Below are 24,908 nucleotides of genomic sequence, written 5' to 3'. Positions count from 1 at the left end.
GCTCGTTCTTGCGACGGGAATTCAGCGCTGACGGGTCGGTCAGGCGCTTCGCGACTCTCTCAGGCCAATCCAAGATCGACAGGCGTGACAACTCCCGTCTGAAGATCATAAACCCCGCCCGCCACCAGCACTTCCTTTCGCCGGACCATCTTCGAGATCACGGGAGAAGCCTCTGCCAGGAGCAGAGCCTGATTGCGAACATTGTCTCGCACGGCCTTGTCCAAATCGCCCTCTGCGGATTTCACCGCAGGTCGAATGTACTGAAACAGTCCGCTGATCTGACCCGGCACCTCATGCCCGTGCATTGCGGCCGTCACCGCACCGCAGCAGGAATGCCCGAGCACGTAGACGACCTTCGCCCCGAGGATCTCCACCCCGAACTCGAGGCTGCCGATGTTCTCGCTCGAAGCGATATTTCCAGCGATCCGAGTCACAAAAAGATCGCCGAACCCCTGATCGAACACGATCTCAATCGGAACTCGAGAATCGGCGCAACCGAGAAAGGCCGCGAACGGCGTCTGCCGCGCCGCAATGGCCTTCACGTGATTCAGATCTCGACGAACCGCCAACGGATTCCCGGACGCGAACCGGCGATTTCCCGCATAGAGCCGTTCGAGCGCTGTTTCCGGAGTTTCGGGGAAATTCTCCTCAAGGACGTTTCCGGTCCCGGAGACTTGAGTGACCAGCCGTTCCACGCCCGGAAGAGTGTGGCGACTGCGCGACAGGGAAGGCGAGTCGTGCAGAGTGCTGGTTTCTAACATGCGTTTCTCCTTGGATAACGGATGACACTTTTATCACCCACGAAACTGGAACAACGTCCGCGCTGACGGTCACGCGCACGACGGCCTGCAAACAGATCGTGGAAGTCGCTCGCGAATTGCACTACAATAACACGCACCACATTACACGAATTATGTTTCGTGTATTTTTAGGCGCCGATCGAGAAAATGGCAAGGCCGGGCTCATGAAAAAACTGAAAACAAGATTGGCCGCCAAAGTGAATGAGCCGGTCGCCGTCGCGAAAACTGCCGAAAGCTGGACCTTTCTGTCCAATCACGCTCACGTTCTGCTGTGCCTGTACCGGCAACCCGATCGCCGATTGCGCGACGTGGCTGCAGCGGTCGGCATTACGGAGCGGATGGTGCAACGGATCATCGCGGAACTCGCCAACGCCGGTTATCTGCAGATCACCAAGGAAGGCCGATGCAATCACTACGTCGTCAACCTGGAGCTCCGTCTGCGGCATCCGCTCGAAATGCGACATTCGATCGGCGAACTTCTGACGGCCCTCAGCGCCGACTGACTCGGATCGTGCAAGGACGCAAAAACCGCCTCCGACGGAACTGCGCATAAAAACAGCCCGCGGAACTTGTTTCCGCGGGCTGTTGCGAACTCAGACAAAACACCGGTCCAGCTTACAGCTCGAAACCCTTCCGATACTCGCGGGACACGTATTGCTGCGCTTCCGGCAGGTTCTTGATCTTCAGATTGACGGCGTCCCACTCGACCTTCTTGCCGGCCCGCAGGGCGACGTTCCCCAGCAGAACGGTCTCGGTCAGCCGGCCCGCATAGTCGAAGTTGGACTTCGCCAGCTCGGGCTTGTTCTCCTTGATCGCATTCGCGAACTCGGTGAAGTGACCGGGAGACGTAACGATCTCCGGCTTCGAAAGATCCTTGAAGCTCGCCGCCGGGTAAACCCCGTACTCGTTGTGGTAGTCGCTCGACGAGTGAATCATTCCCTTCTCGCCGATCACGAGCGAACCGCTCGCCTTGAACTCGGCTTCAGGACAGATTGCGTTGTCCGGACGCTTGCCGCCGTCGTACCAGAACAGCTTGCACGGCGCGAAGTCGCCGCGCGGGCCGAACTCGTAGACGATCGTCGAGAACTTGGGATAAGTCTCCTTGCGCGCTTCTCCGGTCCACTCGGGGTCAGGCATCGCCTCAACCGTCAGCGGATTGAACAGGTCGAGCGCCATGGCCGACATGTTGAGCGTGTGGCAGGCCATATCGCCCAGCGCCCCCGTGCCGAAATCGATCCAGCCGCGCCACTTGAAGGGATGATACGCCGAGCTGTAGGGCCGTTCCGGCGCAGGGCCGAGGAAGAGATCCCAGTGGACGTTCGGCGGGCAGGCTTCCACTTCCGTCGGACGTCCGCCCCCCTGCGGCCAGATCGGACGGTTGGTCCAGATGTGGACCTCCTTGACCTGGCCGATGTCCCCGCGACGGATCTGAGCGGCGGCCTCGCGGAGGCCGCTCGCGGCCGTCCCCTGGTTGCCCATCTGAGTGCAGAGCTTCTTCTCGGCGGCCAGCTCGCGCATCATCCGGGCTTCGGTGACCGTGTACGTCAGCGGCTTCTGACAGAAACAGTGCTTGCCTTCCTTCATGCCGCGGATGGCCGCCGGGGCATGCGAATGATCGGGAGTGCTGACGGTAATGGCATCGATCTGACCGGCCATCTCGTCATACATCTTGCGGTAGTCGTTGTACTTCTTCGCATTCGGATAGCGCGCAGCCGCCTTCTCCAGACGCTCGTCGTCAATATCGCAGAGAGCGACGATTTCGCCATGCCGGCCGGCGTCGTCGCGGTCGCTCGATCCCTTGCCTTCGACACCGATGCAGGCGAAGCGAATCGCCGCATTGGCCGACCGTTCCTGCGTCCATCCGGTGCTGGTCGAGGAGCCGACCCACATCGCAGCGCCGAGCGCGGTCGATTGTTTCAGAAAATCACGTCGTGTTGCATTGCGACTCATGAGCTATGCCCTCGAACCGTTGAGAAAACTGAACCCGTGCGCGCGGCGAAACCGGCGGAACATCAATCCTGCATCATATCAATTGACTTTGTCACGTACAGCGTACGGAACGGCCTCTCGTCCCGCTTTTCCCGCCCCCGGAAACACCAGAACACCATGCAATCCACCCGCGAGGCTCATCGGCATCGCGGATTGCGGGCGTTCGGGCAATAATCCCGAGCATCGCGGCCGGGCAGGACAGTCCCGACTGTCGGACGGCAGTTCCTCTGAAGCGGTGCGGAATGGCGGAACCCTGGCAACTGGAACCGGCGACAGACAACCCGTCCGCAGCGCTCCGCGACTGGTGGCTCGCCCGCGGATTTCAGGATCCTGCCGCCGCCCAGAAGCGCGCCTGCAATCTGTTGAAACGCGACCCCCGAGCTGCCGCCTGTCTGCAGCGGTTTCTACAGGCCCTCGCGGAGACGCCCCATCCGGACGGTTCGCTGCTCAACTTCGAACGGCTGCTCGATAGCTCAACCTCCGCGCTGCAGACATTCGACCTGTTGACCGAACACCCCCGGTCGCTCGACATTCTCGTCAAGCTCTTCGTCAGCAGTCAGTACCTGACGGAGATCCTGCTTCAGCAACCCGAGACTCTGGCCCAGCTTGTCCAGCATCGCCAGCTCGCCGACTTCAAAAGTCGCGAGGATTTCACCGCAGAGGCTCTGGCGTCGGCCCGAGCCGAGTCGACTCCCGACCGGCAGCGAAATGCCTTAAGACGCTACCAGCGCTGGGAAATCCTGCGGATCGGCGCCTGCGACACCTTCGGCCTGCTCGACCTGAAGGCGACCACCAATCAGCTCTCGCTCCTCGGCGACGGACTCATTCGAAGCTGCCTCATTCTGAACGCCGGGCTGGAAGGAATGTCACCCGACGACCTGACCGTGCTCGCGCTCGGCAAGCTCGGCGGCGAAGAGCTCAACTACAGCTCCGATATCGATCTCGTCTTCATATCAGAACGCCCCCAGAATGAAGTCCTGCCGCTCGCGCAGAAGCTCGTCCGCTGGCTGCAGGACAGCACCGCGGAAGGATTCCTGTATCGCGTCGACATGCGGCTCCGTCCCTGGGGTCGCGCCGGCCAGCTCGTCACGATTCCGACCGCCTACTTCGACTATCTGCGTCAGCATGCGGAACCCTGGGAGCGGCAGGCCCTGCTCAAGGCACGAGCCGTGGCCGGCGACGAACGGCTCGGCCGCCGGTTCCTCAAGCAGCTTCCGGACTACATCTTCTGCGGCGGGGAAGCCGCCGTCCGGACCAGCGTTCGCGAGGCGAAGGAACGGATCGAAGCCCAGCTCAAGAAAAAGGGGAAGGACTGGGGCGAAGTCAAATCGGGAGCCGGATCCATTCGCGATGTGGAGTTCGTGACGCAATTTCTGCAGCTCGCGCACGGAGGTCGAATCTCCGGAGTCCGCTCTTCCAACACGCTCGACGCCCTCATTCGCCTGGCCGATCTCGATCTCCTCCAGGCGGATGAGTACCGCTACCTCACCAGCGGGTACGTCTTCCTCAGAACCGTCGAGCACGCCCTGCAGCTCATGCATAACACACAGGAACACTCTCTCCCGCGCGACCGCCGCGAATTGGAGTTTCTAGCCCGGCGTCTCGACTTCGGCGATGCCGACAGTTTCGTCATGCACTATGAACGACATGTCGAGGCCATCCGACGGATTTACGAGAAGTACCTCGCAGAGTCGCCTCCCGTTCCGGACGCGACGTCGCCGACCTCGCCGCGGCAGTCGCTGATTGTCACCAATTACCAGGAGGTTTTTACCGAGGCCGAACGTCGCGAACACCGGCGCACGCTGGAAGCCGTCTCCGCCGACCACCCTGTCCGTGTTCTGGCCCGTCCCATCGACGACGAACTCTGGCGGGTAACCGTCCTCGGACTCGACGAACCGGGCGACCTGTCCATGATCTGCGGGCTGCTGTTCGTCTACGGCTGTGACATTCTCGAAGGGTGCGTCTCGACCGGAAATCACCCGGAAGTCTGGCAGCATCTTTCCAGGATCCAGAAGCAGATCACGGCGACCGCAGGACAGCGAGCCGACGTCGCGGCCGAGACCGCGCGGGACTTTGTGAATCTCTTCACGGTTCGACCGCCGGCCGGTCAGGTCTTGAAGGAAGCCTGGCTCAGCTACGAAGCCGACCTCCTCGAACTGATGCTCCACGCCCGCCGGATATCAACCGGCGCCGCCCAGGGCCGCCTCGCCCGACGCGTCGCCGCAGCGCTGCAGGACTCGCCGGGGCGATTCAACCGTCCTGCGCCGGTCGACGTGACGTTTGACAACACCATTGCCGAAGACGCCACCGTCATCGATATCCGCGCGGACGACACCATCGGGTTCCTTTACGAGCTCTCGAATTCACTGGCCATGAGCGGCGTCAATATCTCCCAGGTGGCCATCCGCTCCGACGGAAACGTGGTCCACGACTCGCTCGCAGTCACCGACGCGCGAACCGGCGGCAAAATCGTCGACCCCGGACGACTTCAGGAATTGCGGGCGGCGGTCGTCCTGATCAAGCAATTCACCCACGTGCTGCCCCGCTCCCCGAACCCCGAGGCGGCGCTTCTGCACTTTCGCAGTTTCCTCCGTGATCTTTTTGAACGCCCCGACTGGACCGACGAACTCTCGTCGCTCGAACGCCCCGACGTCCTCGACGCCCTGGCCCAGCTCATGGGAGTCAGCGACTTTCTCTGGGATGAGTTTCTCAGGGTCCAGTATTCCAACCTCTTCCCGGTCCTCCGGGACTTGCCATCGCTCCAGAAGGGAACGTCCCGCGCCGAACTCGACGCCAAGCTCAAAGAGTCGCTGGGAGCCGCGACGACCGCGGATGACCGCCGCGATGCCCTCAACGTCTTCAAAGATCGCGAGATGTTTCGAGTCGACATGCGACACATCCTGGGCCACATTCCCGACTTCACCCAGTTCTCCGCGGAACTCAGCGACGTCGCCGAAGTTGTCGTCAGCGCCGCGTACGATCTCGTTGAAGCCGACCTGCGCCGTCGGTATGGAATCCCGCAGCTTGGACCGCGTCGCCCGTGCCGCGGTGCGGTTCTCGCTCTCGGAAAATGCGGCGGCAGAGAACTGGGATTCGCCTCCGACATCGAACTGCTGTTCGTCTATGAGAACGAAGGGCATACCGCAGGCCCCGAGGTGATCTCATGCTCCAGCTACTTTCAGCGGCTGGTCGAGTCGTTCAATCAGACGATCCGCGCCCGCCATGAGGGAATTTTCCGCATCGACCTGCGATTGCGACCCTACGGACGAGCAGGCAGCCTGGCGGTCTCGATGGAGGCCTTCCGGCAATACTTCGCAGAGGACGGACCCGCCTGGCCCTACGAACGGCAGGCGCTCGTCAAGCTGCGACCGCTCGCCGGTGATGAGTCGCTCGCCCGGGAACTGAGCCTTCTGCGCGATCGGCTCCTCTACACCGGCAAAGCCTTTGATCCCGCTCCCATGCGGGCAATGCGCGAGCGCCAGATTCGTCAACTCGTCCAGGGAGGAACCTTCAACGCAAAGCTCAGCGCAGGAGGACTGGTGGATGTCGAGTACCTTGTCCAGGCGCTGCAGATTTCGGGCGGCCATCGACTGCCCGCCCTCCGCACCACCAGCACCCGCGAGGCCCTGGACGCCCTGCGCCAGGCGGGGAGCCTCCGTCCGACCGAACACGAACAACTTGTCGCCGCCTACCGCTTCCTGCGCAGGCTGATCGACTCGCTCCGCATGGTCCGGGGTGACGCCCGCGACCTCACCGTGCCGCCCGTCGCCAGCGAAGATTTCGAATTCCTGTCGCGACGCCTGGGCTACGGCGGCCGCCCCGACGCCCTCGAAGCGGACCTGGAGCTCCATTCGCAACGGGTCCAGGAGCTCTCCCGCCGGCTGCTGGCCGCTCCGTAACTCCCCATCCTCGACGCCACGACCCAGCCTACTGGGACGCCTGACCATCAACGGGCTTTTCCGGGGATTTGTCCGGAACCGACTTCTTGGCCTCCGCCTTCTTGCGGGCTTCTTCGATCAGCGACTTCAGTTTCTTGCGTTGATCGCTCGTCAGAACGCCTTCAATTTCCGCGTCCCGCTGGCCTTTCTGCATCTCCAGTTGCGACTCCAGATCCTCGATCGGCGCTTTGAACTTCGCTTGAACTGCGTAAATCTGTTCACGCTGCTTGTCGCTCAAATCGAGCCGCGCATAGTGATTCGGCAGCCTCCCGGCCGCCATTTTCTTGGCCTTGGCCGCAGCCGCTCCCGCCGAATTGGCGGCATCCTGCGCCAGCAGACCGCCGACGATCATCGAACAGAGAACAACCCCCGTTCCCAGAGAACGCAAGACTGGCGAGGACAGACATTGTGAACGGAACATCGGCATGGCCCCCCTTCAATTCTGCTAACCTGCGCGAGCACGCAGGGCACGGATTGATGGGCAACAGACGATCAACATGGGATAGCAAAACAATAGCGTACGGCCAGACTGTACGCCAGTATTTTTTTCTCGCCTCCGAAAAAAAAGACCGTCGGACAGACACCAGGTCTGCCCAACGGAAAATCGCAATTCAGATCAAGCACTTCAGCGACTTCAGGCCGCAAAGTAGCCCTTCTGTTCGAGGTACGCGATCACCTCCTTCGCAAGCTCCTCGATCCCCTTATTGTTCGAGTCCAGCACGAGCTCCGGCTTCTCCGGCGCTTCGTACGGATCGCTGATCCCGGTGAAATTCTTGATCTCGCCGGCCCGCGCCTTCTTGTAAAGACCCTTCGGATCCCGCTGCTCGCAGGTCTCCACGGAGGCGTCGACCAGGATTTCGACAAACTCGCCCGGCTGGAGAATCTCCCGCACCTTATCCCGGTCCGCCTTGTACGGCGAGATAAACGCCGTCAGCGTAATCGTGCCGCCATGAGCGAACAGCTTGGCCACTTCGCCAATCCGCCGAATGTTCTCGGCCCGATCCTCGGCAGAGAAGCCCAGGTTCTTATTCAGTCCCATCCGGATATTGTCGCCGTCGAGGATGTAGCTGTGCTTGCCCATCTCGAACAACATGGCGTCAACCGCGTTCGCGATCGTGCTCTTCCCGCAGGCGCTCAGGCCGGTAAACCAGAGCACGGCCCCTTTGTGTCCATTCAGCTTCGCCCGCTCGGCTGTGGTGACCTTGTGCTCGTGCCACGTCACGTTGGTGGCCTTCTGTTCGGCCATAAGAACGCCGCTCCTTTCCAGAGTGTCTCAAAACTCGTGCTACACCGGGAATCCCGGAAAGCTCAGAGTGTAGGACATCCGGCCCCGGAGAGAAAGCGGACCCGACAATCCGGACTTTCCGAAAAATGCAGCTATCCTGCATCCCGGATCGGTTCGTGCAGTCCCGTTTCAAAAGTGCAGCGAGAGACCTCCCAGGACTCCGTGCGAATCGAAGTCTCCAATGCTCAAATAGTCATAGCCGGTGAAGATCTCCCACTGGCGGACCATCACCCCGACGGTCCCGCGGCCGTGGAAGAGCGTCGCGTCCCCCAGCGTTCCAATGTCAAACAGGGCCGAAGCCGTCCAGGGTTCTCGCGGAAACACATCGACCTGATAGGTGAAATTGAATCCGGCGTCGCCGCGAACGCTGTCGGCCAGCCAGTTGGCGCCGATCCCCGCCCGAAACTGCACGTGCTCACTCTGTGCAAATCGGTAGGTCAAATTAAAGTCGCCCAGCCAGAGCTCGTCGTGACCGTCCGGCACAGTCTGACGAAGCAGCCCGGTCTCCGTATCGACGCCGAATCGATTCGTCTGCTCGGCCAGGAGGCGAACCTGGTATCGCTGCAGGTCATCGAAGTCAGTCGCGCCGAAGATCTGCAGCCGACCTCCAAACGTCCGGTGACTGTTCAGATCGGGATTCTCCACGATCAGACTCCCCTCGGTCGCATCATATGGCCAGGTCGGAAAGTAGGCGGAGCCGTAGAGATCTCCCCCTTCCAGCCAGTGATTGGGAACCGTGAACGGCGCCCCGGCCAGATGAATGGCCCCGATCGCTCCCGCGCGAAGCAGCGGACCGAACAGAACCGCTGTCAGCGAATTCTCGTCCTCGAGATCGTCGCGACAGTGTCGGTCGCAATCGGATGGCGGCGGAGTCTGCGTCCTCGTCGGGCCTGGAGCTCCGTCTCGAACTGACTTCCGCAGATCACCCAGACTGTCGCTCGAACCGCGGATGACCGGTGCGCCGACACAACCAGCCGCAAGCAGCAGCAGGCCGACAATTCCAGTCCGGTAGTCGCCGAGCAGCATTGCAAACAGCCCCGACGGTCCGACGAACGAGCCAGGGAAACGCTCGCTCAGGATCAGTTTCTCAATGTCACCTCGGAGCCAACCGTCAGGAAGTTGTAGACTTCTATGATGTCCGGATCGCGCATCCGGATGCAGCCGCGCGAAGCCGCTTTGCCGATGCTTTCAGGCTCGATGGTGCCGTGAATGCCGTAGCTGTTTCCGAGATCGATCCAGCGTTCTCCCAGAGGATTCCTGGGATCGTCTCCCTCAATCACCCGGCCGTCGGGATCGGTGTATTGCGGGTTCGCAATCTTGGTCAAGACTGGAAACTGACCCAGCGGCGACGAACCGTCCTTGCCAATCCCGATCTCATAGCGCTTCACATAGTAGCCCTGCAGGTGCACCGTCAATGCAAAATCCTGCAGATCGACCGCGGCGCTGAACGGGCCTTTCAGCACCTTCAGACGTTTGCCCGCCTGAATGCGCGTCGGCGACGTTCGATTGAGCGCCGAAAGATACTCCCAGGACAGCTTGTACTTTTTCGCGATCGACTCCAGACGGTCGCCCGGCTGGATCACGTACGGCTCAGTGAAGTGAGGTTGCGGCTGAAAGAAGATCGTGTTGGCATTGGATTCCAGACGGGACTGAATCGCCGCTCGATCTGCCGGCCGTTCCCAGTAAATCCGCGACAGTTCCTTGTGCGCGGGCAGAAACTCGCCGGCCTGAATCTGCTGATCGATCTGCTGCAGTTCGTCGGCGAGGGCCGGGCTCGCAGCGATTTCTGAACGGTTTTCCTTATCCTTCGACGCGTCATCCCCCGATGTCTGCACTGACCGAGGCGCGGAGTCTTCAGCTTCCTCGGCGAAAGTCGCCGACTGGACTCGCCCCTTCAAAGCCTCTTCCGGCTTGCTGAGCCGCATCGGCGTCCGCTTCTCGATCGATCGGGCATCGGCCAGCGGGCGGGCTCCTTCGATCGCAGCCGGGCCGAGAATTCCGGGAGAAGTCTCTGCGACATTGCTCCCTTCCAGAGGCTCGGGCTCGCTCTGCTCCGGCACTGCCAACACGGCATCAACGGCGGGCGCGGCAGCGGCGATCTGGGCCGCTTCGGGACCACTCGACCAATCCGAATTGAGGCTGCCCGTCTCGGCGGGGCGGAACTCCATAGGAACCCAGCCCGCGCGCCAGGCAAAACCTCCGCCGGCGCCGATTCCGAAAACAACCAGAACTCCGACCAGACTGCTCCATCCGCGAGCCATCGGCTTCCATCCCTGTATCCGCGGCGAATCCGTTCCCGCCCCGTCGATCTGCACTGCACGCGCGACGAGGTCCACGTGCGGTTGGTTCTAGCAGATTCCCCCGGACGGGTCGATGGGAAGCGAAAACTGCCGGATACGGTTCGCGGCGACCGGGTCCGACTCAGCTCGCCAGCCCCGCAGAAACCGGCTCGCCGACCTGCCAGCCTGCGCCCTCCCGGATCACTCGTCGGTACAACGTGTCCCGCTCGACAGGCGTCCGACCGGCTTCGCGAATCAGTCGATGGATCTGTTCGACCGTCAACCCTTCGGGAGTTTTTGCCCCTGCGTCATGATAGATCAATTCATGGACGACAGTGCCATCCAGGTCGTCGGCGCCGAATGAGAGCGCCACCTGAGCGATCTTCTCGCCGAGCATGATCCAGTACGCTTTGATGTGGTCGAAGTTGTCGAGCATGATCCGCGAGACCGCCAGCGTCCGCAGATCCATGTTCCCCGTCGGCTTGGGAATGTTGTCGAGCTTGGTGTTCTCAGGGTGGAAGGCCAGCGGAATGAACGTCTGAAAGCCGCCCGTCTCGTCCTGCAGTTCGCGCAGCTTGCAAAGGTGATCCATCCGGTGCCGGGCATTCTCGATGTGCCCGTAGAGCATCGTTGCGTTGGACCGGACGCCCTGCAGGTGTGCGGCCCGGTGGATCTTGATCCAGTTGTCCGCATCCGCCTTATGCTCGCAGAGCTCGGCCCGCACGACGGGATCGAAGATTTCCGCGCCCCCTCCGGGCATGCTCCCCAGACCCGCATCGATCAACTGCTGGATGACCCATTCCACTGGCTGCTTCGTAATGAAACAGAACCAGTTGATCTCGACCGCAGTCCAGGCCTTGATGTGAATCTCCGGGCACGTCTCGTGCAGCACTCGAACGACGTTCACGTACCAGTCGAACGGCTTCTGGTGGTGCAATCCGCCGACGACGTGGATCTCAGTGGCCCCCTGCGACCGGGCCTCCAGAATCCGCTCGCGGAGCATCTCGTCGGAAAAAACGTACGCCTTCTCGGCCCGCAAATCCGCCCGGAACGCGCAGAACCGGCAGCGGTAGACGCAGACGTTCGTCGGGTTCAGGTGGATGTTGGTGTTGTAGTAGGCGTAGTTGCCGTTCTTCCGCTCGCGGACGACGTTCGCCAGCCGCCCCAGCGTGAACAGGTCGGCCTGCTCGTCTAGAAACACCCCCTCGTCGAACGAAATGCGTTCGCCGGCAAGGACTTTGTTTTCGATACGCTGCAGCAGTGCGGAATCGGTCATGGGGCTGAATCGGGCTTCAGTGGTCAGAAATTCGGGACACCCGCGGGCGGAATCGGACCGCCTGCGTCAATCCCCGGATTTTAGACGTGGAGGAAGAAATCCACCACTCGGCAGGAAAAGCCGGGAAGGACTTCCGGGCTGCTCAGCTCCTCGGCAGCCTCCAACCGCCGGTGCGGCTGGTCGGGCCGATAGCTCCAGACGCACCGCTCGTCGACCGACACGACCCAGATTTCCATCACGCCCGCCGCCAGGTAGTCATCCAGCTTTGTCTCGAATTTCGACCATTCGTCGGAACGAGAGAGAACTTCCACAACCAGGTCGGACGCCGTCCGGAACGCCACGACCGGCAGCGCGCTTTCGGGCAGCGACTCCCAGCGTACGAAGGCTGCGTCACTGCCGCGAACCGTTCCCGGTTCCTCGCCGTCGACGACCGCGGAGTCGTTTCAGGTGACCGCCCCGGCGTCTGACTGCCGCGCCCAGCCTTCCAGAAAGAAGAAGATATTGCCACAGACTCGACCATGAGCGGCGCCGGGAGGAGGCATCTCTTCGATCCTGCCTTTGACCAGGTCGACGGGAAACTCGAAACTCATCTGCTCGAACTGCTCGATCGTGATGAGATCGGTCTGCCTGGCCGACTGCAGGTCTGCGGCGGCGGGAGGAGTCATCGCTGCATTCCCATTGATTGTCAGGAGTCGGCGAAGAACTCGGAAACCGGGCAGGAGAATCCGGGGAGCAATTCCGGACTGGTCAGCACCTGATCGCCTCCAAACCGGGCCGGCAGTCGCCGGGACGGATTGTGCACGTCGACCAGCCGATCTTCCGGATCGACGACCCAGACTTCCGCGACCCCCGCCTGCAGGTATTCCGTCACCTTGACCATTACGGCCGGCAACCGGTCTGAGGGAGACAGTACTTCGACCACCAGATCCGGCGGAATCTCCAGACTGCGCTCGGCATCTTGTTCGGAGCCGAGTCGGCGCTGTCGAATCGCAACGACATCGCCGCCGCGAACGGTGTCGGGCTTGCGCGTCGTCAGGATCGCGGCATCGTTCGTGGCCACGCGCAACCCGGCATTCGTGCCCCGGCTCCATCGCCGCAGCGCATCGCTGATGTTGCTGCAGATCTCGCCGTGGCGGAAACTCGCAGGGGGCATTTCAACAATCTCCCCACGATCGAGTTCGACCGGGCGCTCGAAAGACATCCGCAGGAACTCGTCGGCTGTGATGAGCTGAATCGGGGCGATGGCCATGTCGGAATCTCCTCCCGGCCAATTCTCCCCTCTCGCCGAGCCGGCGTCTACCGCACTCCGGAATCCGGGGATCGGCCGGAACACACAGCATTCACAGATCCGCGAACAGCTCTGCAACCGGGCACGAGAATCCCGGCAGCAGCTCCGGTCGGTTCAGTGTCTCGGACTCTGCGAAGTGCATCGGCGACTGTTCGGGTTGATGCACGGCGACCGACCGCCGCTGCGGGTCGATGACCCACACCTCACGGACTCCGCTGCGAAGATACTCCAGCACTTTGTCCAGCACGTCGGTCCAGCGATCCGTCGGCGACAGGACTTCGACGGCCAGATCGACAGGGATCTCCAGAACGCCGGCAGGCAACTTGCCTTCGGGCAGCCGCTCGCGGCGAATGAAGGCACAGTCGGGCCCACGAACCGTGTCGGGATCTCGCTCAGTCAGGACGTGCGAGTCGTTGGAGAAGACTGCTCCTTGGCGTCCCGTGCGCGCCCAGAACACAAGGAACGCAGCGACCATCGCGCAGACCGAACCGTGCTGGCTGGTTGGCATTTCCTGCTCCGAGATCTCTCCCCGCACCAGCTCGGTCGGATGCTCGAACTCCATCCGCTCAAATTGTCGCCAGGTCACGGGTTGATGTGCGATCGACATGGCCTCACCTCCAGACGGAAATTATCTCCTCCTCAACGGGCGCGTGTCCACCACAGATCGGCGAGCGTCACCACCAGCAACCCTAGGCTGATTACCGCGTTGACGTGAAAAAACGCCAGGTTCACCCGTGTCAGATCCTCAGGCCGGACCAGCGAGTGCTCATAAAACAGCAGCACCGCGACGACAATCACGCCGGCCAGGAACACTGGTCCGAGACCGGCGACCGACCACAATCCGAGCAGTCCCGCGACAGTGAGGGCGTGACTGACCGCCGCCAGACGAAGCGCCCGCGGAACGCCCCACCGCGACGGAATGCTGAAGAGGCGGCGTTCCCTGTCGAACTCGGCATCCTGGCACGAGTACAGAATGTCAAAGCCGCCGACCCAGAAGAACACGACCGCCGCGATCAGCACGGGGGGCCATTCGATGGTCCCGCGGATCGCAATCCAGGCGGCCAGCGGCGACAGCATCAGCGCTGCCGACAGCCAGTAATGGCACCAGGCCGTGAACCGTTTCGCATACGAATACCCCAGCAGCACCAGCAACACTGGAACGCTCAAGATCACGGGCAGCGTGTTCGGCAGAAAAATGAGCGTCGAGGCGACGAAGGCCAGGCTGGTCGCCACCGTGAATGCAGTCACCGCCCAGACCGACAGCAGCCCTGCCGGGATGTGGCGGCGAGCGGTCCGCGGATTGTCCGCATCGATCCCTCGATCGACGAGGCGGTTGAACGCCATCGCCGCAGACCTGGCGAAGACCATGCAGAGCAGGATTCCCACCAGGTCGCGCCACTCGAACGGACTGTCCGGCCGGCGCCAGGCCAGCACCGCCGACAACATCGCAAACGGCAGAGCGAAGATCGTATGGCTGAAACGGATCAGCTCGAGCAGATGACGGAAACGAGTCCACATGGCGGGGCCGGTCACAAAACAGGGTTGCGGAACGACCGGGAAGGATAGCCCCAACGAGACCCGCCGACCATTCAGCAAGGGGTTCCTCCGCCGATCGGAATCGCCCGATCCGTCATGACTGCGCCTCTGGTTTGACGAGCGCCCCCTCTCGCTCGACGTGGTCAAACCAGCGGCGGACGCCCGGTTCCCGGCGGACTCCCCCATCCAGCGGACGATAGTCGTGCCGCTGCCCGGTCAGGCGGACGATGTGAAAAAACGCCAGCTCCCGGAACTCGGTGCGAGGACTTCGCAGAAGTTCCACCAGCTCCAGCGATGTCGCCCGATTGCGCGCATCGGCGTCCGAGTATCCCCACAACAGTCGCAGCATCGTCGCGGCCTCGGCCGGAGGATACCTCAGTTCGAGCTCCTTAGAGAGCGTCGCACCGGCTCCGGGCGTCGACGCCAGCCAGCGCCTGAGACCGTCGCGGGCGGCAAATCGGCTTTCCTCGTGAGACGACTGCGCCAGCGCCGTCACCAGTTGCGGGTAGTTTTCCATCGTTGCCAGGCCGCGCGTCGCAAGCTCGGAAATCTTGGGCCGCGAATCCCCCGCCAGCGTTCCCAGCGTCTGCTCGACCGAATCGGCCGGAGCGAGTTCCTTCTCAAACAGGTCGGCATAGCGACGCAATGCGGACGACAGCTTGCGACGTTGCGGATCCAGCCAGTCGGGCGACTCCACCAGGGGAATCGGCTCCGAAACCGACCGTTCCGCCATCGGGCCCATGCCCGGCGAAATCCGGAACCAGTGGCCGCCATCCACCTGCTGGGATTGACCATTGATTCCCGCCCAGCGCACCGCTCCCGTCAGTACAAAACACTCCGCCAGGTAGCCATTGGCGCCAAAATCCTGGTCCGGACCGGTCGTCTCACGGACCTCGACTTCAATGCCAATCACGGTGTCCGGTGCGAGCAATTCCACCTTCCACAAATCCTGCCCGACGGCAATCGCGATCTCCGCTGGCAACCGATCCTCCTTGCGACCGCTCTGCAGCACAATCCGTCCATGATGAATCCCGAAGCCCACTCGCGCAGCGCGCGTCGGCCCCATCAACTGCGTCAACGTGTCTCCCAGCAACGTCACCCGAGCGGTATCGCTGTCGATGCTCAACAGCGCCTCGAACGGCTCCAGGGCCGCGAGCTGATCCCCCGGCTCCAGACTGGCCTGGCGGGGAACCAGCGACCAATGGTCGTCCGCCGCCTTTTCCTTGAGCAGAATCCCCTCCGACGACACATAGCTGACCGGCAGCGGAGGCGACGCGGACGGAGGCGCGACCGCGGGAGCGGCAGGTTCCTCAGCGGCGGGTCGCGCGGCCGCAGGCGGCATTGGCTTCGGTTCCACCACCGCCGGAACTGCTGTCTCGGGCAGAACCGGAGCGAGTTTTGTCGCGCCCACTTCGGTCGGCTCCGATTGCCGCGGCGGAACTGCCGGCGCCGGCGTCTCCGGTGTTCCTGTCATCGCCGGTTTGCCAGACGCGTCTTCGGCGGGCGCAACCCGGTTGCCAGGCGGCTGGCCTTCCGGAGACGCCGCATCGCGGGCCGCGACTGGATCACCGCTGACCGGCGCCTCCAGTCCGTGAACGGCCGGCTGAAACAATCCGCGCATCGTCTGCTGGTCGGAAACCACCATCCCAATCCAGACGACGATCAGCAGGGCCGCAGCAGCAATCGGAATCACACGCGACGGCCAGGGCGAAGGCTTCAGGAACTCGGGCAATCGGTCTTCAAATCCTTCTCCGTTCGAGGTGGAGAAGGCGACGGGCGCTTCTGCAGGTCTCAAACTCCGAGTCGGCGGGGCCAGCGTCATATCGAGCTGGCTGGCCGGTTGGCCGGGACAGAGAGCCAACAGACGGTCTCGCTGCAGCGAAGACACGTCCATCGGTTCGCCGAGCACCAGCGTCAGGATCTGATGGCAGGCCGCCACTTCGGCAAGCTGGACGTCAGACTCCAGACAGACCCGTTCCATATCTGCAACCAGGTCGTCGGTCAGAGAGTTGTCGAGATACTGCGCCACGATGTTCGGGTTCACGCCCTGCTCCGGGCCGTCGATGTCCGGCGCGGTTAATCGCCGCCGCCGCATCACTTCCCGGATCCGACTGACCAGCGCCGCCGCCACCGGGCTGTCCTGAATCTTCTGTCCGATTTCGCGGGCCTCACCGGGCTCCAGCACGTCGTCCAGATACGCCAGCAGAGTTCGCAGAGTCAATCTCATCGGAAGTCCTCCCGTTTTCCGGCAGCCGTCTCCAAGGCGACTTTCCGCCCCAGACACGGCAGCCCCAGCCGAACGTATTCGACCTCGCCCTTTCCCTTATCAGTGGCGACCCGACCGCCCGTTCGTACAGAATTCCGGATGACCGGTCCCGGTTTCCCGGGAAATCCCCCCGCCGAGGTTCACCCCATGATTCGGATCTGCCTGCTCCTCCTGGCAATTGCGACCGCTGGACCGGCCATCGCCGATACTCCGCCTCTCCGACCCCAGCGGGTTCTGCTCTGCAGCCAGCGGCCGGACGGTCACCCGACAGCGACACACGAATACGTCGCCGGATTGACCATCCTGAAGCAGCTCCTGGAGCGACACGACGGGCTTGAAGTCCGGACCGTCCAGGCGGATTCTCCCTGGACCGATGGCCCGCAACTCCTCGAGTCCGCGGACGTGGCGGTCCTCTTTCTGGCCGAGGGCGCCCGCTGGGTCGGCGACGACCCGGATCGCCTGCGAGCCTTTCAGGCACTGGCGCGCCGGGGAGGCGGACTGGTCTGCCTGCACTGGGCGATGGGGAGCCGGACCGCAGATCCGGTTCCCGAGTTCGTCGCCCTCTTCGGAGGCTGCCACGGCGGACCGAACCGCAAGTACAAGTTTCTGGAGACGGACCTGAGACCCGCCGTCCCTCCCCACCCTGTGTCGCGCGGCGTCCCGTCGACCCGCATCGACGACGAGTTCTATTACCGTCTAAAATTCCCCGCGGATCGGGCCGGCTGGTCCTCGGTCCTGGAGGCCGAAATCGACGGCGCATGGGAGACCGTCGGCTGGGCGTGGGAACGGCCTGACGGCGGGCGGTCGTTCGGCTTCAGCGGGCTGCACCGACATGCCAACTGGGAGGACCTCGCCTGTCGACGATCCATCGTCCAGGGCGTACTCTGGACGTTGAAGCGGGAGATCCCCCCGGACGGAGTCGCCGTCCCGCTCGATCCCGCTGCGCTGAAACTTCCCGAGAGTCCGTAACCCGGAGACTTTCGCGTTCCACGTGGAACACGCCGCTTTCGCAGACCCCCAGGTCGCCGACAGTTCGCGCCATCATCCGCAGCCTGCCGCACCTGCCAGCAGGATTTCAACCGGCGCGCACCGGGCGCAGCCCCATCCGGAGAATGTCGGGAGAGCGGGCCGCCTCGAAGGCCGCGTCAACCTCGTCCAGACGAACCCAAGCCGAGACGACATGCCGGAAGGGATGATCGGCATGCCGGGCTTCGAGAAACCGGAGGGCCTCCCCAAGGTCAGCCGGAATATAATTGTGGACCCCGAGCACGCTCAGGTTCCGACGCACAATGTCGTCCATCGACAGCGAGACCGGGCGACTCGGAAAGACGGCGCCGACCAGCACCACAACGCCCCCCAGTCTGGCCAGAGGCCAGGCGGACTCGAAGGCGGCGGGAGCGCCCGTCAGTTCCAGGATCACATCCACGCCATGCCCGTCCGTCAGCGTTCCGACCAGTGACGCCAGTTCGTCCGGTCCGACAACGTGAGTCGCCCCGAACGCCAGCGCCCGTTCGCGCCTCTCAGGGGAGAGCTCGCAACAGACGACCGTCTCCGCGTCGAGCCAGCGGCTCATCGCGCAGGCGGTCAGGCCCAGCAGCCCGGCCCCGAGAACCAGCACCCGCCGGCCACGGACATCTCCTGCCGTCCGGAGCGTCGCGGCGATGGTGGCCGTCGCACAATTCGCCGGGCAGGCCACTTCGTCGGGCAGCACATCCGGCACGCGAAAGATCGCGGTCCCCTCGGCGAGGTGGCAGACCTCGGCCAGTCCCCCGGTCAGTTCTCCGCCGGACCGCAACGCCTCGTGACCGTACTTGACCCGCCGCTCGCACTTCTGCGGCAGACCCCGCAGACAATAGAAGCACCCGCCGCAACTGGCCACGATCGACCAGGTCACCCGATCGCCGATCGCCAGCGGCCGGCCGGCGGCATCCCGAGGAATCGCGGTCGGACCGAATTCTCGGATCCGCCCCAGAATCTCATGTCCCAGCACGGTGGGGCATGGCGTCGTCCGCCGCCCTTCCCACGAGTGGAGATCGCTGCCGCAGAGGGTGCATCCCACGACGTCGACCGCAACTTCGGAACCCTTCAAGTGCGGGAGGGGAAACTCGCAGGCCGCGAACGGCTCCCCGGGTCGGTGGAAGACCATTGCATGCACGGAGCTTGTCATCGCCGACATTTTTTTCGTCCAGCAGGCTTACTCGACCGCGGGAATGACCTCGACGGCTGCCGCCGCGCGGCCGGTTTCCCGCCGGACAAAATACCCCCAGACGGTCAGCAGTCCCAGCAACCCGAACCCGGAAATCACCCAGGCGGCGGTTGTGAAAAATTCGAGGAACCCGCCACGCTCAAAGACCCCCTGTGCGTGGAGCACCTCTTTGGTCAGCATCACGACCACGACGCCGACATATCCGAAGGCGTCGGCAAATGTCAGCAGAAAGCCGACGGTGCTCCGGTCGCGAGTCATGGCAATCAGCCGCTCGAAGACTGTCGTGTGGACGGCGACGTAAGGCAGGTAGAGACCCAGCCCCATCAGCACCATGAATTGGAACCCGCCCAGCCACCCCTGGCGGAGTCCAACCAGCGCCACTGGCAGCAGGGCGATGCCGCCGATGGCAATCCCCAGCGAGGCGAAGAACGCCCGGCGGTTGTCGTGGATCAGGACCGTCAGGCCATTGGCGATGATCACCCCGAGTGCGACCCAGAGCTCCGACCGGGTGAAGACCCCCGGGCTCTTGTCGAACCCCAGCCCCTGCCAGATCTCCGGCGAAAAGTCCGCCCGGATGCTCCGCAGGACGGTGATCAGAATGTATGCCCCGGTCAACGCCGCCAGACCGGGCGCATAACGACCCAGGAACTGCTGGCGGTCCGAGCGGCTGAGCGTTGTCCGCGCCGTTCGATGGTCGACGTCGGCGGCGGTCGGCGGAGGCGTCCGCGACAGCAGCCAGACGCTGAAGACCAGCACCGGTGCAAAGGCCAGCCCCGCGGTAAACGGCATCCAGGTTTCTGAAACCCCCGCCTGCAGGAGCGAACTTCCCACGGTCTTGGTGAACCCGTCCGCCACAATGAAACTGGTGCAGAGTCCGGCCGCAAGCGCCTCGGTCGCCCGCCGCCCTTCGAGGAAGCTGAGGACCAGCCCGAAGACCATTCCGAGCGGCAGCCCGTTGAGGAACAGACAGAGACAGTTCCAGGGAGCGGGGAGGAACGCGAACAGCAGCAGCGCCGCCTCGGCCATCCCGATCAGCCCCAGGATCGCCATGGCTCGCTGTCGCGGGGGCAGCTCGGCCACCACCCGGATCCCAATGAATTTGGACAGCAGATAGCCCAGCGTCTGCGAAATGACCAGCAGCGTTTTGAGGCTCAACCCGGCCCAGACAACGACGTCGGCATAGGTCGCCGCGGTGTAGGGCTTTCGAAATCCGTACATGCAGAAGTACGTCCCGAACGCCGCGGCCGTCACCCAGAAATTCAGGAACCAGGCCCCGCCCGGCTGGCGGTCCGGGCGGGCCTCGTTCATAGTTTCTGCATGATCGTCAGTCATGCTGACGGATCTCCGGGATGGGGATGGGCGACCGGGAGCCGGTCGCGGAAACAGTCTACGGCAAGAACAGCAGAAACGCTCATCCGACGCGGGGGGCACCCCCCGGAGTCACCATAGCCTGAACTGGAGAAGAATTCGTGAACGACGGGACGGCGGTGGTGATCGGGGCCGGCATCGTGGGGCTGGCCAATGCCTGGGCCGCCGCCCGGCGAGGCTACGAGGTCACCGTCCTGGAACGGACCTCGCGCGCCGCCGGCGCCTCGGTCCGAAACTTCGGGATGGTCTGGCCCGTCGGCCAACCGCACGGCGACAGGCACGCCATCGCTCTCCGCAGTCTCGACCTCTGGCTGGAACTGGCCCGGGAGGCGGGCCTCTGGGTTCAGACGTGCGGCTCGATCCACCTGGCGCACCGCGAAGACGAATGGCAGGTCCTCCGCGAGTTCGCCGCGGCCGCCCCAGACCTGGGTTGTTTCGTCAGCCTGCTGGACCGTGACGAAGTCCTGCGAAGGACCCCCGCTGCCCAGCCGAAGGGACTGCTCGGCGGTCTCTTCAGCCCGACCGAAGCGGTCGTCAATCCCCGGACTGCCTCCGCCGCCATCGCCGCGTGGCTCGTCGAACGGCATGGCGTCCGGTTCGAGTTCGGCCTCACCGCGACCCGCATTGCAGACGGCGAAGTCCACACCTCAGACGGCCGGACCTGGCCCGGATGGCGAATCGTCGTCTGCGGCGGAGCCGACTTCGAGACTCTGTTTCCGGAAATCTTCGCCGCCTCGCCACTGGTTCGCTGCAAGCTGCAGATGCTCCGGACGGTCCGGCAGCCAGGAGACTGGCGGCTCGGTCCGCACCTCGCCAGCGGTCTGACACTCCGCCACTACCACAACTTCGAGATCTGCCCGACACTCCGCGAAGTCCGGGATCGCATCGCCTGCGAAACGCCGGAACTCGACCGGTATGGCATTCACGTCATGGCGTCCCAGAACGACGCCGGCGAAGTGATCCTGGGCGACTCCCACGAGTACGGCGACGAGATCGAGCCTTTCGACAAGGCGGTCATCGACGACCTGATGCTTCGCGAGCTGACGAAGGTCTTCCAGTTTCCGACCTGGGAGATCGCACAGCGCTGGCACGGGATCTATGCCAAGCACCCCCAGCTCCCCGCGTTCGAAGCCACCCCCCTGCCCTCCGTCCGCGTCCTGACCGGAACAGGCGGAGCCGGCATGACCATGTCGTTCGGCCTGGCCGACGAACTTTGGAACCGCTGGACCGACGACGAATCGCTCGACTGAGTACTGACTGGCCCCTCACTCCGAAACGACGGACTTTGCTCCATGCCCCAGCAATTGCAAGCGATCCTCTTCGACTGGGCCGGCACCACCGTGGACTACGGCAGCCGGGCCCCCGCCCAGGTCTTCCAGGAAATCTTCCGCCGGAGCGGCGTCGAAATCACTGTCGCCGAAGCCCGCGAGCCGATGGGCCGGGCCAAGCGCGATCACATCTCAACCGTCCTCGCCATGCCCCGCGTCGCCGCCACCTGGCAGGCCGCCCACGGGTCCCCCTCGACCGACGCCGACATCGACCGCATGTATCGGGAGTTTCTCCCCCTCCAGACGTCGGTCCTGGAGGCGGGTTCCGCGGTCATCCCCGGCGTCCCCGAAGTTGTCGACGAATGCCGCCGGCGCGGCCTCAAGATCGGCTCGTCGACCGGCTACACCCGCGAGCTGATGGACGTCGTCCGGCCGGTGGCAAAAGCCGGCGGATACGAGCCCGACGTGGTTCTCTGCGCCGACGACGTCTCGGCCGGCCGCCCTGCCCCGTGGCTGAACTTCCGGGCCTGCGAGCTGCTGGGAATCTATCCGCTCTCGAAGGTCGTCGTCGTCGACGATACCCCGATCGGGATCTCGGCCGGACTTAGCGCGGGCTGCTGGACCGTCGCCGTCGCCCGGACCGGCAACTCCCTGGGTCTGTCCGAGGAAGAGATCGCAGCGCTTCCGACGGACAACCTCCGCCAGCGCCTGCAGGCCATCGCCGACCAGTTCCGCCAGGCGGGAGCCCACTACGTCATTGATGGCGTCAGCGACCTGCTCCCGGTCCTCGACAAGATCGAGGACCGGCTGAACCGGGGCGAGAGGCCGTGATAGACGAGAGCGAGTCTCCGGATCGGGGCTGATCGCTCATCGCTGATCGCCAGAGTCAGTCGTCCTTGGTGCGGGTTGAAGTTCGCCAACGACAATCGCGTGAATATCGAGTCTGGGGACGGTGACCAGCGAACGGCCGTCGGCCGTTCGCTCGACAGGCAGGTCCAGGCCGCCCGGTTCAAGGTGGATCCGGCTGAAGCGATACTCCGATCCGAACGTCACCTCGATGTCATGGATCGGGACGGTCTCTTCCCGCAGCGGCACGTCATCGACGGGCAGCGCGTGCTGGCCGGTCGTGTTGAGATCGCTGAAGAGGTGCACCAGCAATCGCTCGGTCTCTCCCTTCCGCTGCCGCATGACCGACGTGTGGACGCACATCGGGGCCTCAATAGCCACCGGCTGCAGAACGGGCGCCGCCCACTGAATCGCGTGCTTCAGCGCCAGTCGCTGGTACGGATAGGCGTAGAGGTAGTACCCGGCATCGAGTCCCGCCGCGAAGTAGACAACCTTCCCCGCCCCATGCTGCCGGGCGATTACCGCCGGCTGACGCGGCGCTCCGGCGACTCCCTTCGCCTCGAAAGTCCCCCAGGTCTGCGCAGCCGGGTCGAGGAGCTCCACGCGGATCGCGGCGCCTTTGAACGTCACCGGCTCGTCGTTGACGTAGGTTTTCATCCGTCCCTGGTTGAGGGGCGAGGCGACGTTCTGACGGAAGTCGAATACGCTCTTGCGCTTCTCCCAGTAGTCGGGACCGATCGCCAGCTTGAAATTCTCATCCAGTTCGGCGGGCGTCGCCGTCAGGTCCGGAGCCCCCTGGTAGTCGACGCCGAACACCTCCGCCAGCGCAAAATTCTGCCGCGGGTCGCCGAACTCGTCGAAACGCGAGGTATCCAGACTTGCCACCAGCCCGCCCCCCTGCCGCACGAAGCCCTCGACCGCCGCGACCTGGCGCTCGTCGAGGCACGCGGCATTGGGGAGAATCAGCACCTTGTACTTCGCCAGATCCGCGGGGGTCAGGTTCCAGTCATTGATCAGCACGACCTGCAGATGCTCCTCGACGGCCGTTCGGAACGTCCCGAACACATTCGCGAGGTACCGTTCTTCCGCCTGGCCCGATGTCCGGCTGTAGAAGTTCCGGCTGTTGTCGCTGAGCAGCATCGCCCCCCAGGGCTCAGGCGACTTCTGCGTCAGCCACTCCTTCCGCCGCTGCACCTCGTCCATGCAGTCGTAGAGCGCCTGTTGCAGGTGAGGCGGCTGAGCCACCGCGATACTCGGCTGTGCGCCGTAGGTGACGGCGAGCAGCATCCGCCGCTGGATCTCAGCGGGTGGAAAACTGTCCTTCCCGTACGGGTTGCCGTGGCTGAGGATGTACGGTTCGCTGAAGCCGACCCGGTGGTTGGTCACCGCCCACATGTAAGCGTTGGCGATCGCCGGGACGATCGTTGTTCCGCGGTTAGTCTCGTCGAGCCAGAGCTCCTGGTCCGGGGCGTCGAGGAGCAGGTTCATCCGCGCGGGCATGTTCCGCGGGATACTTAAGAAGTGTCCGAACCTCCCGGCGTTGGTCGTCCAGGTGACGAGAGCCACCTCCGGTTTGATCCCCTTCAGCCGCGTCTGCATCCGCCGGACAAGGTCCTCCATCCGCCGGTCGGCCCAGTGCTGATACCGCCGGAAGGCAGGATCGTTGAGATCCGCGTTCGGAATCTCGCCGCCGACTTCCTTCCGATAGTCCGCCCGGCAGTGCTGGCAGTAGCAGACACCGCCATAGTGGAGGCCATCAAAGCTGAAGGCGTCGACGTCCGGGAATTTTCGCAGGATCTCCGCCAGCACCTCAATGAAGAAGTCACCGTACGGCCCGAGCAGACAGAGCATGCCGCCGTGGGGGAATTTGACCAGATCGATCACGGGGATCTCGGTGGTGTTCGTCGAAATCCGCCGCCACTCCGGATGAGTCTCCCAGACCTCCGCCTGCAGGCAGGGCGGATAGACTCCCAGGATCCGCACTCCCAGTTTCTTGTACTCCGCGATGTCCTTGGCGAGCCGTTCGGGCGGCACATGGGGACTACGGCGTTTCAGGAGCTGGCTGTCGTAGTACGCATAGAAGGGATCGACGAACCCCATCTCGCTGAGCGTCACCCCATGCGCAGCCGCGGCGGCGCGGGCTTCAGTCCCCATCACGGACAGCGTATACCCGCAGCCGATGGTCTCCTGCACCCACTCCGGAATCCGGATCTCGCGGAACGGTTCCTTGTCGAAGGGTTGCGACAGGATTTCGCGGCCCCAGATGCCGCGAACCGGTGACTGAGCAAGTACCGGCCGGATGTCGGTCAAGGCCATCGCCAGGCACACGCCGATCGAGCAGAGTCGCGACATGGTTATCTCTCGCGCGAAGAATTCCGAAGAGAAGAAACGTTACCGCGGAGACGCAGAGAAATGCAGGAGAAGAGCCCGGAGAGTGAAAAGTGAGTAGTGATGAGTGAGTAGTGCAAGACAGGATGAAACACCGATTGACCGCGAATCACTTTTCTGTCACTTTGCACTCATCACTATTCAATACTCACTTTTCACTCTCCTGATGGCTTCT

Annotated in this window: 20 protein-coding genes and 1 pseudogene; 5 read left to right on the top strand and 16 right to left on the bottom strand. The window is 63.5% G+C overall.

Annotated elements, in window-relative coordinates; translation table 11 throughout:
- Positions 1-59: 59 nt before the first annotated feature.
- On the bottom strand, positions 60-761 hold the full coding sequence (locus SH412_RS00990; RefSeq protein ID WP_336521636.1) for a carbonic anhydrase: 702 nt from the start codon (positions 759-761) through the stop codon (positions 60-62).
- A 203-nt stretch (positions 762-964) separates the two neighbouring features.
- On the opposite strand from SH412_RS00990, the gene SH412_RS00985 reads away from it, so the two are divergent.
- Positions 965-1,303, top strand: a complete 339-nt coding sequence (locus SH412_RS00985) for a helix-turn-helix transcriptional regulator (protein WP_336521635.1) — start codon at positions 965-967, stop codon at positions 1,301-1,303.
- A 112-nt stretch (positions 1,304-1,415) separates the two neighbouring features.
- Here SH412_RS00985 and SH412_RS00980 read toward each other — a convergent pair whose 3' ends face one another.
- Complete coding sequence (locus SH412_RS00980) at positions 1,416-2,750, bottom strand: Gfo/Idh/MocA family protein (protein WP_336521634.1); 1,335 nt, start codon at positions 2,748-2,750, stop codon at positions 1,416-1,418.
- Positions 2,751-3,031: 281 nt separating this feature from the next.
- On the opposite strand from SH412_RS00980, the gene SH412_RS00975 reads away from it, so the two are divergent.
- Complete coding sequence (locus tag SH412_RS00975; protein WP_336521633.1) at positions 3,032-6,688, top strand: [protein-PII] uridylyltransferase family protein; 3,657 nt, start codon at positions 3,032-3,034, stop codon at positions 6,686-6,688.
- A gap of 28 nt (positions 6,689-6,716) precedes the next feature.
- Here SH412_RS00975 and SH412_RS00970 read toward each other — a convergent pair whose 3' ends face one another.
- From SH412_RS00970 to SH412_RS00920, 11 genes and pseudogenes are all read right to left on the bottom strand, one after another.
- Positions 6,717-7,148, bottom strand: a complete 432-nt coding sequence (locus tag SH412_RS00970) for a hypothetical protein (protein WP_336521632.1) — start codon at positions 7,146-7,148, stop codon at positions 6,717-6,719.
- A gap of 213 nt (positions 7,149-7,361) precedes the next feature.
- Entirely contained in the window at positions 7,362-7,973 is a 612-nt protein-coding gene (gene cysC / locus SH412_RS00965) for an adenylyl-sulfate kinase (protein ID WP_336521631.1), read from the bottom strand.
- A 168-nt stretch (positions 7,974-8,141) separates the two neighbouring features.
- The gene (locus SH412_RS00960; RefSeq protein WP_336521630.1) at positions 8,142-9,038 is read right to left on the bottom strand and encodes a hypothetical protein; all 897 of its coding nucleotides are present in this window, start codon (positions 9,036-9,038) and stop codon (positions 8,142-8,144) included.
- Between the two features lie 53 nt (positions 9,039-9,091).
- On the bottom strand, positions 9,092-10,273 hold the full coding sequence (locus SH412_RS00955) for a L,D-transpeptidase family protein (RefSeq protein WP_336521629.1): 1,182 nt from the start codon (positions 10,271-10,273) through the stop codon (positions 9,092-9,094).
- Between the two features lie 160 nt (positions 10,274-10,433).
- Entirely contained in the window at positions 10,434-11,567 is a 1,134-nt protein-coding gene (gene mqnE / locus SH412_RS00950; RefSeq protein WP_336521628.1) for an aminofutalosine synthase MqnE, read from the bottom strand.
- Positions 11,568-11,647: 80 nt separating this feature from the next.
- Positions 11,648-11,962, bottom strand: a pseudogene (locus SH412_RS00945) (Uma2 family endonuclease); the annotation flags it as partial.
- Positions 11,963-12,010: 48 nt separating this feature from the next.
- Positions 12,011-12,232 carry a Uma2 family endonuclease gene (locus tag SH412_RS00940; RefSeq protein WP_336521627.1) on the bottom strand — a complete coding sequence of 74 codons (222 nt, stop codon included), beginning with the start codon at positions 12,230-12,232 and terminating at the stop codon, positions 12,011-12,013.
- Positions 12,233-12,252: 20 nt separating this feature from the next.
- Positions 12,253-12,816, bottom strand: coding sequence for a Uma2 family endonuclease (locus SH412_RS00935; protein WP_336521626.1), 564 nt, complete (start codon positions 12,814-12,816; stop codon positions 12,253-12,255).
- Positions 12,817-12,907: 91 nt separating this feature from the next.
- Positions 12,908-13,462: a Uma2 family endonuclease gene (locus SH412_RS00930; RefSeq protein WP_336521625.1), complete on the bottom strand. Its 555-nt coding sequence runs from the start codon at positions 13,460-13,462 to the stop codon at positions 12,908-12,910.
- A 32-nt stretch (positions 13,463-13,494) separates the two neighbouring features.
- The gene (locus tag SH412_RS00925; protein ID WP_336521624.1) at positions 13,495-14,373 is read right to left on the bottom strand and encodes a UbiA-like polyprenyltransferase; all 879 of its coding nucleotides are present in this window, start codon (positions 14,371-14,373) and stop codon (positions 13,495-13,497) included.
- A 112-nt stretch (positions 14,374-14,485) separates the two neighbouring features.
- Positions 14,486-16,618: a hypothetical protein gene (locus SH412_RS00920; RefSeq protein ID WP_336521623.1), complete on the bottom strand. Its 2,133-nt coding sequence runs from the start codon at positions 16,616-16,618 to the stop codon at positions 14,486-14,488.
- A gap of 138 nt (positions 16,619-16,756) precedes the next feature.
- Between SH412_RS00920 and SH412_RS00915 the strand changes: the two genes are divergently transcribed.
- Positions 16,757-17,626 (top strand): ThuA domain-containing protein, encoded by an 870-nt coding sequence (locus SH412_RS00915; protein ID WP_336521622.1) that lies wholly within the window; start codon positions 16,757-16,759, stop codon positions 17,624-17,626.
- A gap of 106 nt (positions 17,627-17,732) precedes the next feature.
- Here the strand turns inward: SH412_RS00915 and SH412_RS00910 are convergent, their stop codons facing one another.
- Entirely contained in the window at positions 17,733-18,833 is a 1,101-nt protein-coding gene (locus SH412_RS00910) for a zinc-binding dehydrogenase (protein ID WP_336521621.1), read from the bottom strand.
- Positions 18,834-18,851: 18 nt separating this feature from the next.
- Entirely contained in the window at positions 18,852-20,195 is a 1,344-nt protein-coding gene (locus SH412_RS00905; RefSeq protein WP_336521620.1) for a DUF5690 family protein, read from the bottom strand.
- A 137-nt stretch (positions 20,196-20,332) separates the two neighbouring features.
- Between SH412_RS00905 and SH412_RS00900 the strand changes: the two genes are divergently transcribed.
- Together SH412_RS00900 and phnX are read left to right on the top strand one after the other, a co-directional pair.
- Positions 20,333-21,481 (top strand): TIGR03364 family FAD-dependent oxidoreductase, encoded by a 1,149-nt coding sequence (locus SH412_RS00900; RefSeq protein WP_336521619.1) that lies wholly within the window; start codon positions 20,333-20,335, stop codon positions 21,479-21,481.
- 42 nt (positions 21,482-21,523) lie between these two features.
- Positions 21,524-22,330 carry a phosphonoacetaldehyde hydrolase gene (gene phnX / locus SH412_RS00895; protein WP_336521618.1) on the top strand — a complete coding sequence of 269 codons (807 nt, stop codon included), beginning with the start codon at positions 21,524-21,526 and terminating at the stop codon, positions 22,328-22,330.
- 36 nt (positions 22,331-22,366) lie between these two features.
- On the opposite strand, the gene SH412_RS00890 is transcribed toward phnX, so the two are convergent.
- Positions 22,367-24,697 (bottom strand): beta-galactosidase trimerization domain-containing protein, encoded by a 2,331-nt coding sequence (locus tag SH412_RS00890; protein ID WP_336521617.1) that lies wholly within the window; start codon positions 24,695-24,697, stop codon positions 22,367-22,369.
- Positions 24,698-24,908: the final 211 nt, after the last annotated feature.

The sequence above is a fragment of the Planctellipticum variicoloris genome (genome assembly GCF_030622045.1).
Taxonomy (GTDB): domain Bacteria; phylum Planctomycetota; class Planctomycetia; order Planctomycetales; family Planctomycetaceae; genus Planctellipticum; species Planctellipticum variicoloris.
The sequence above is the reverse complement of the archived record's forward strand: the minus strand, read 5'-3'. Positions and strand labels throughout refer to the sequence as shown.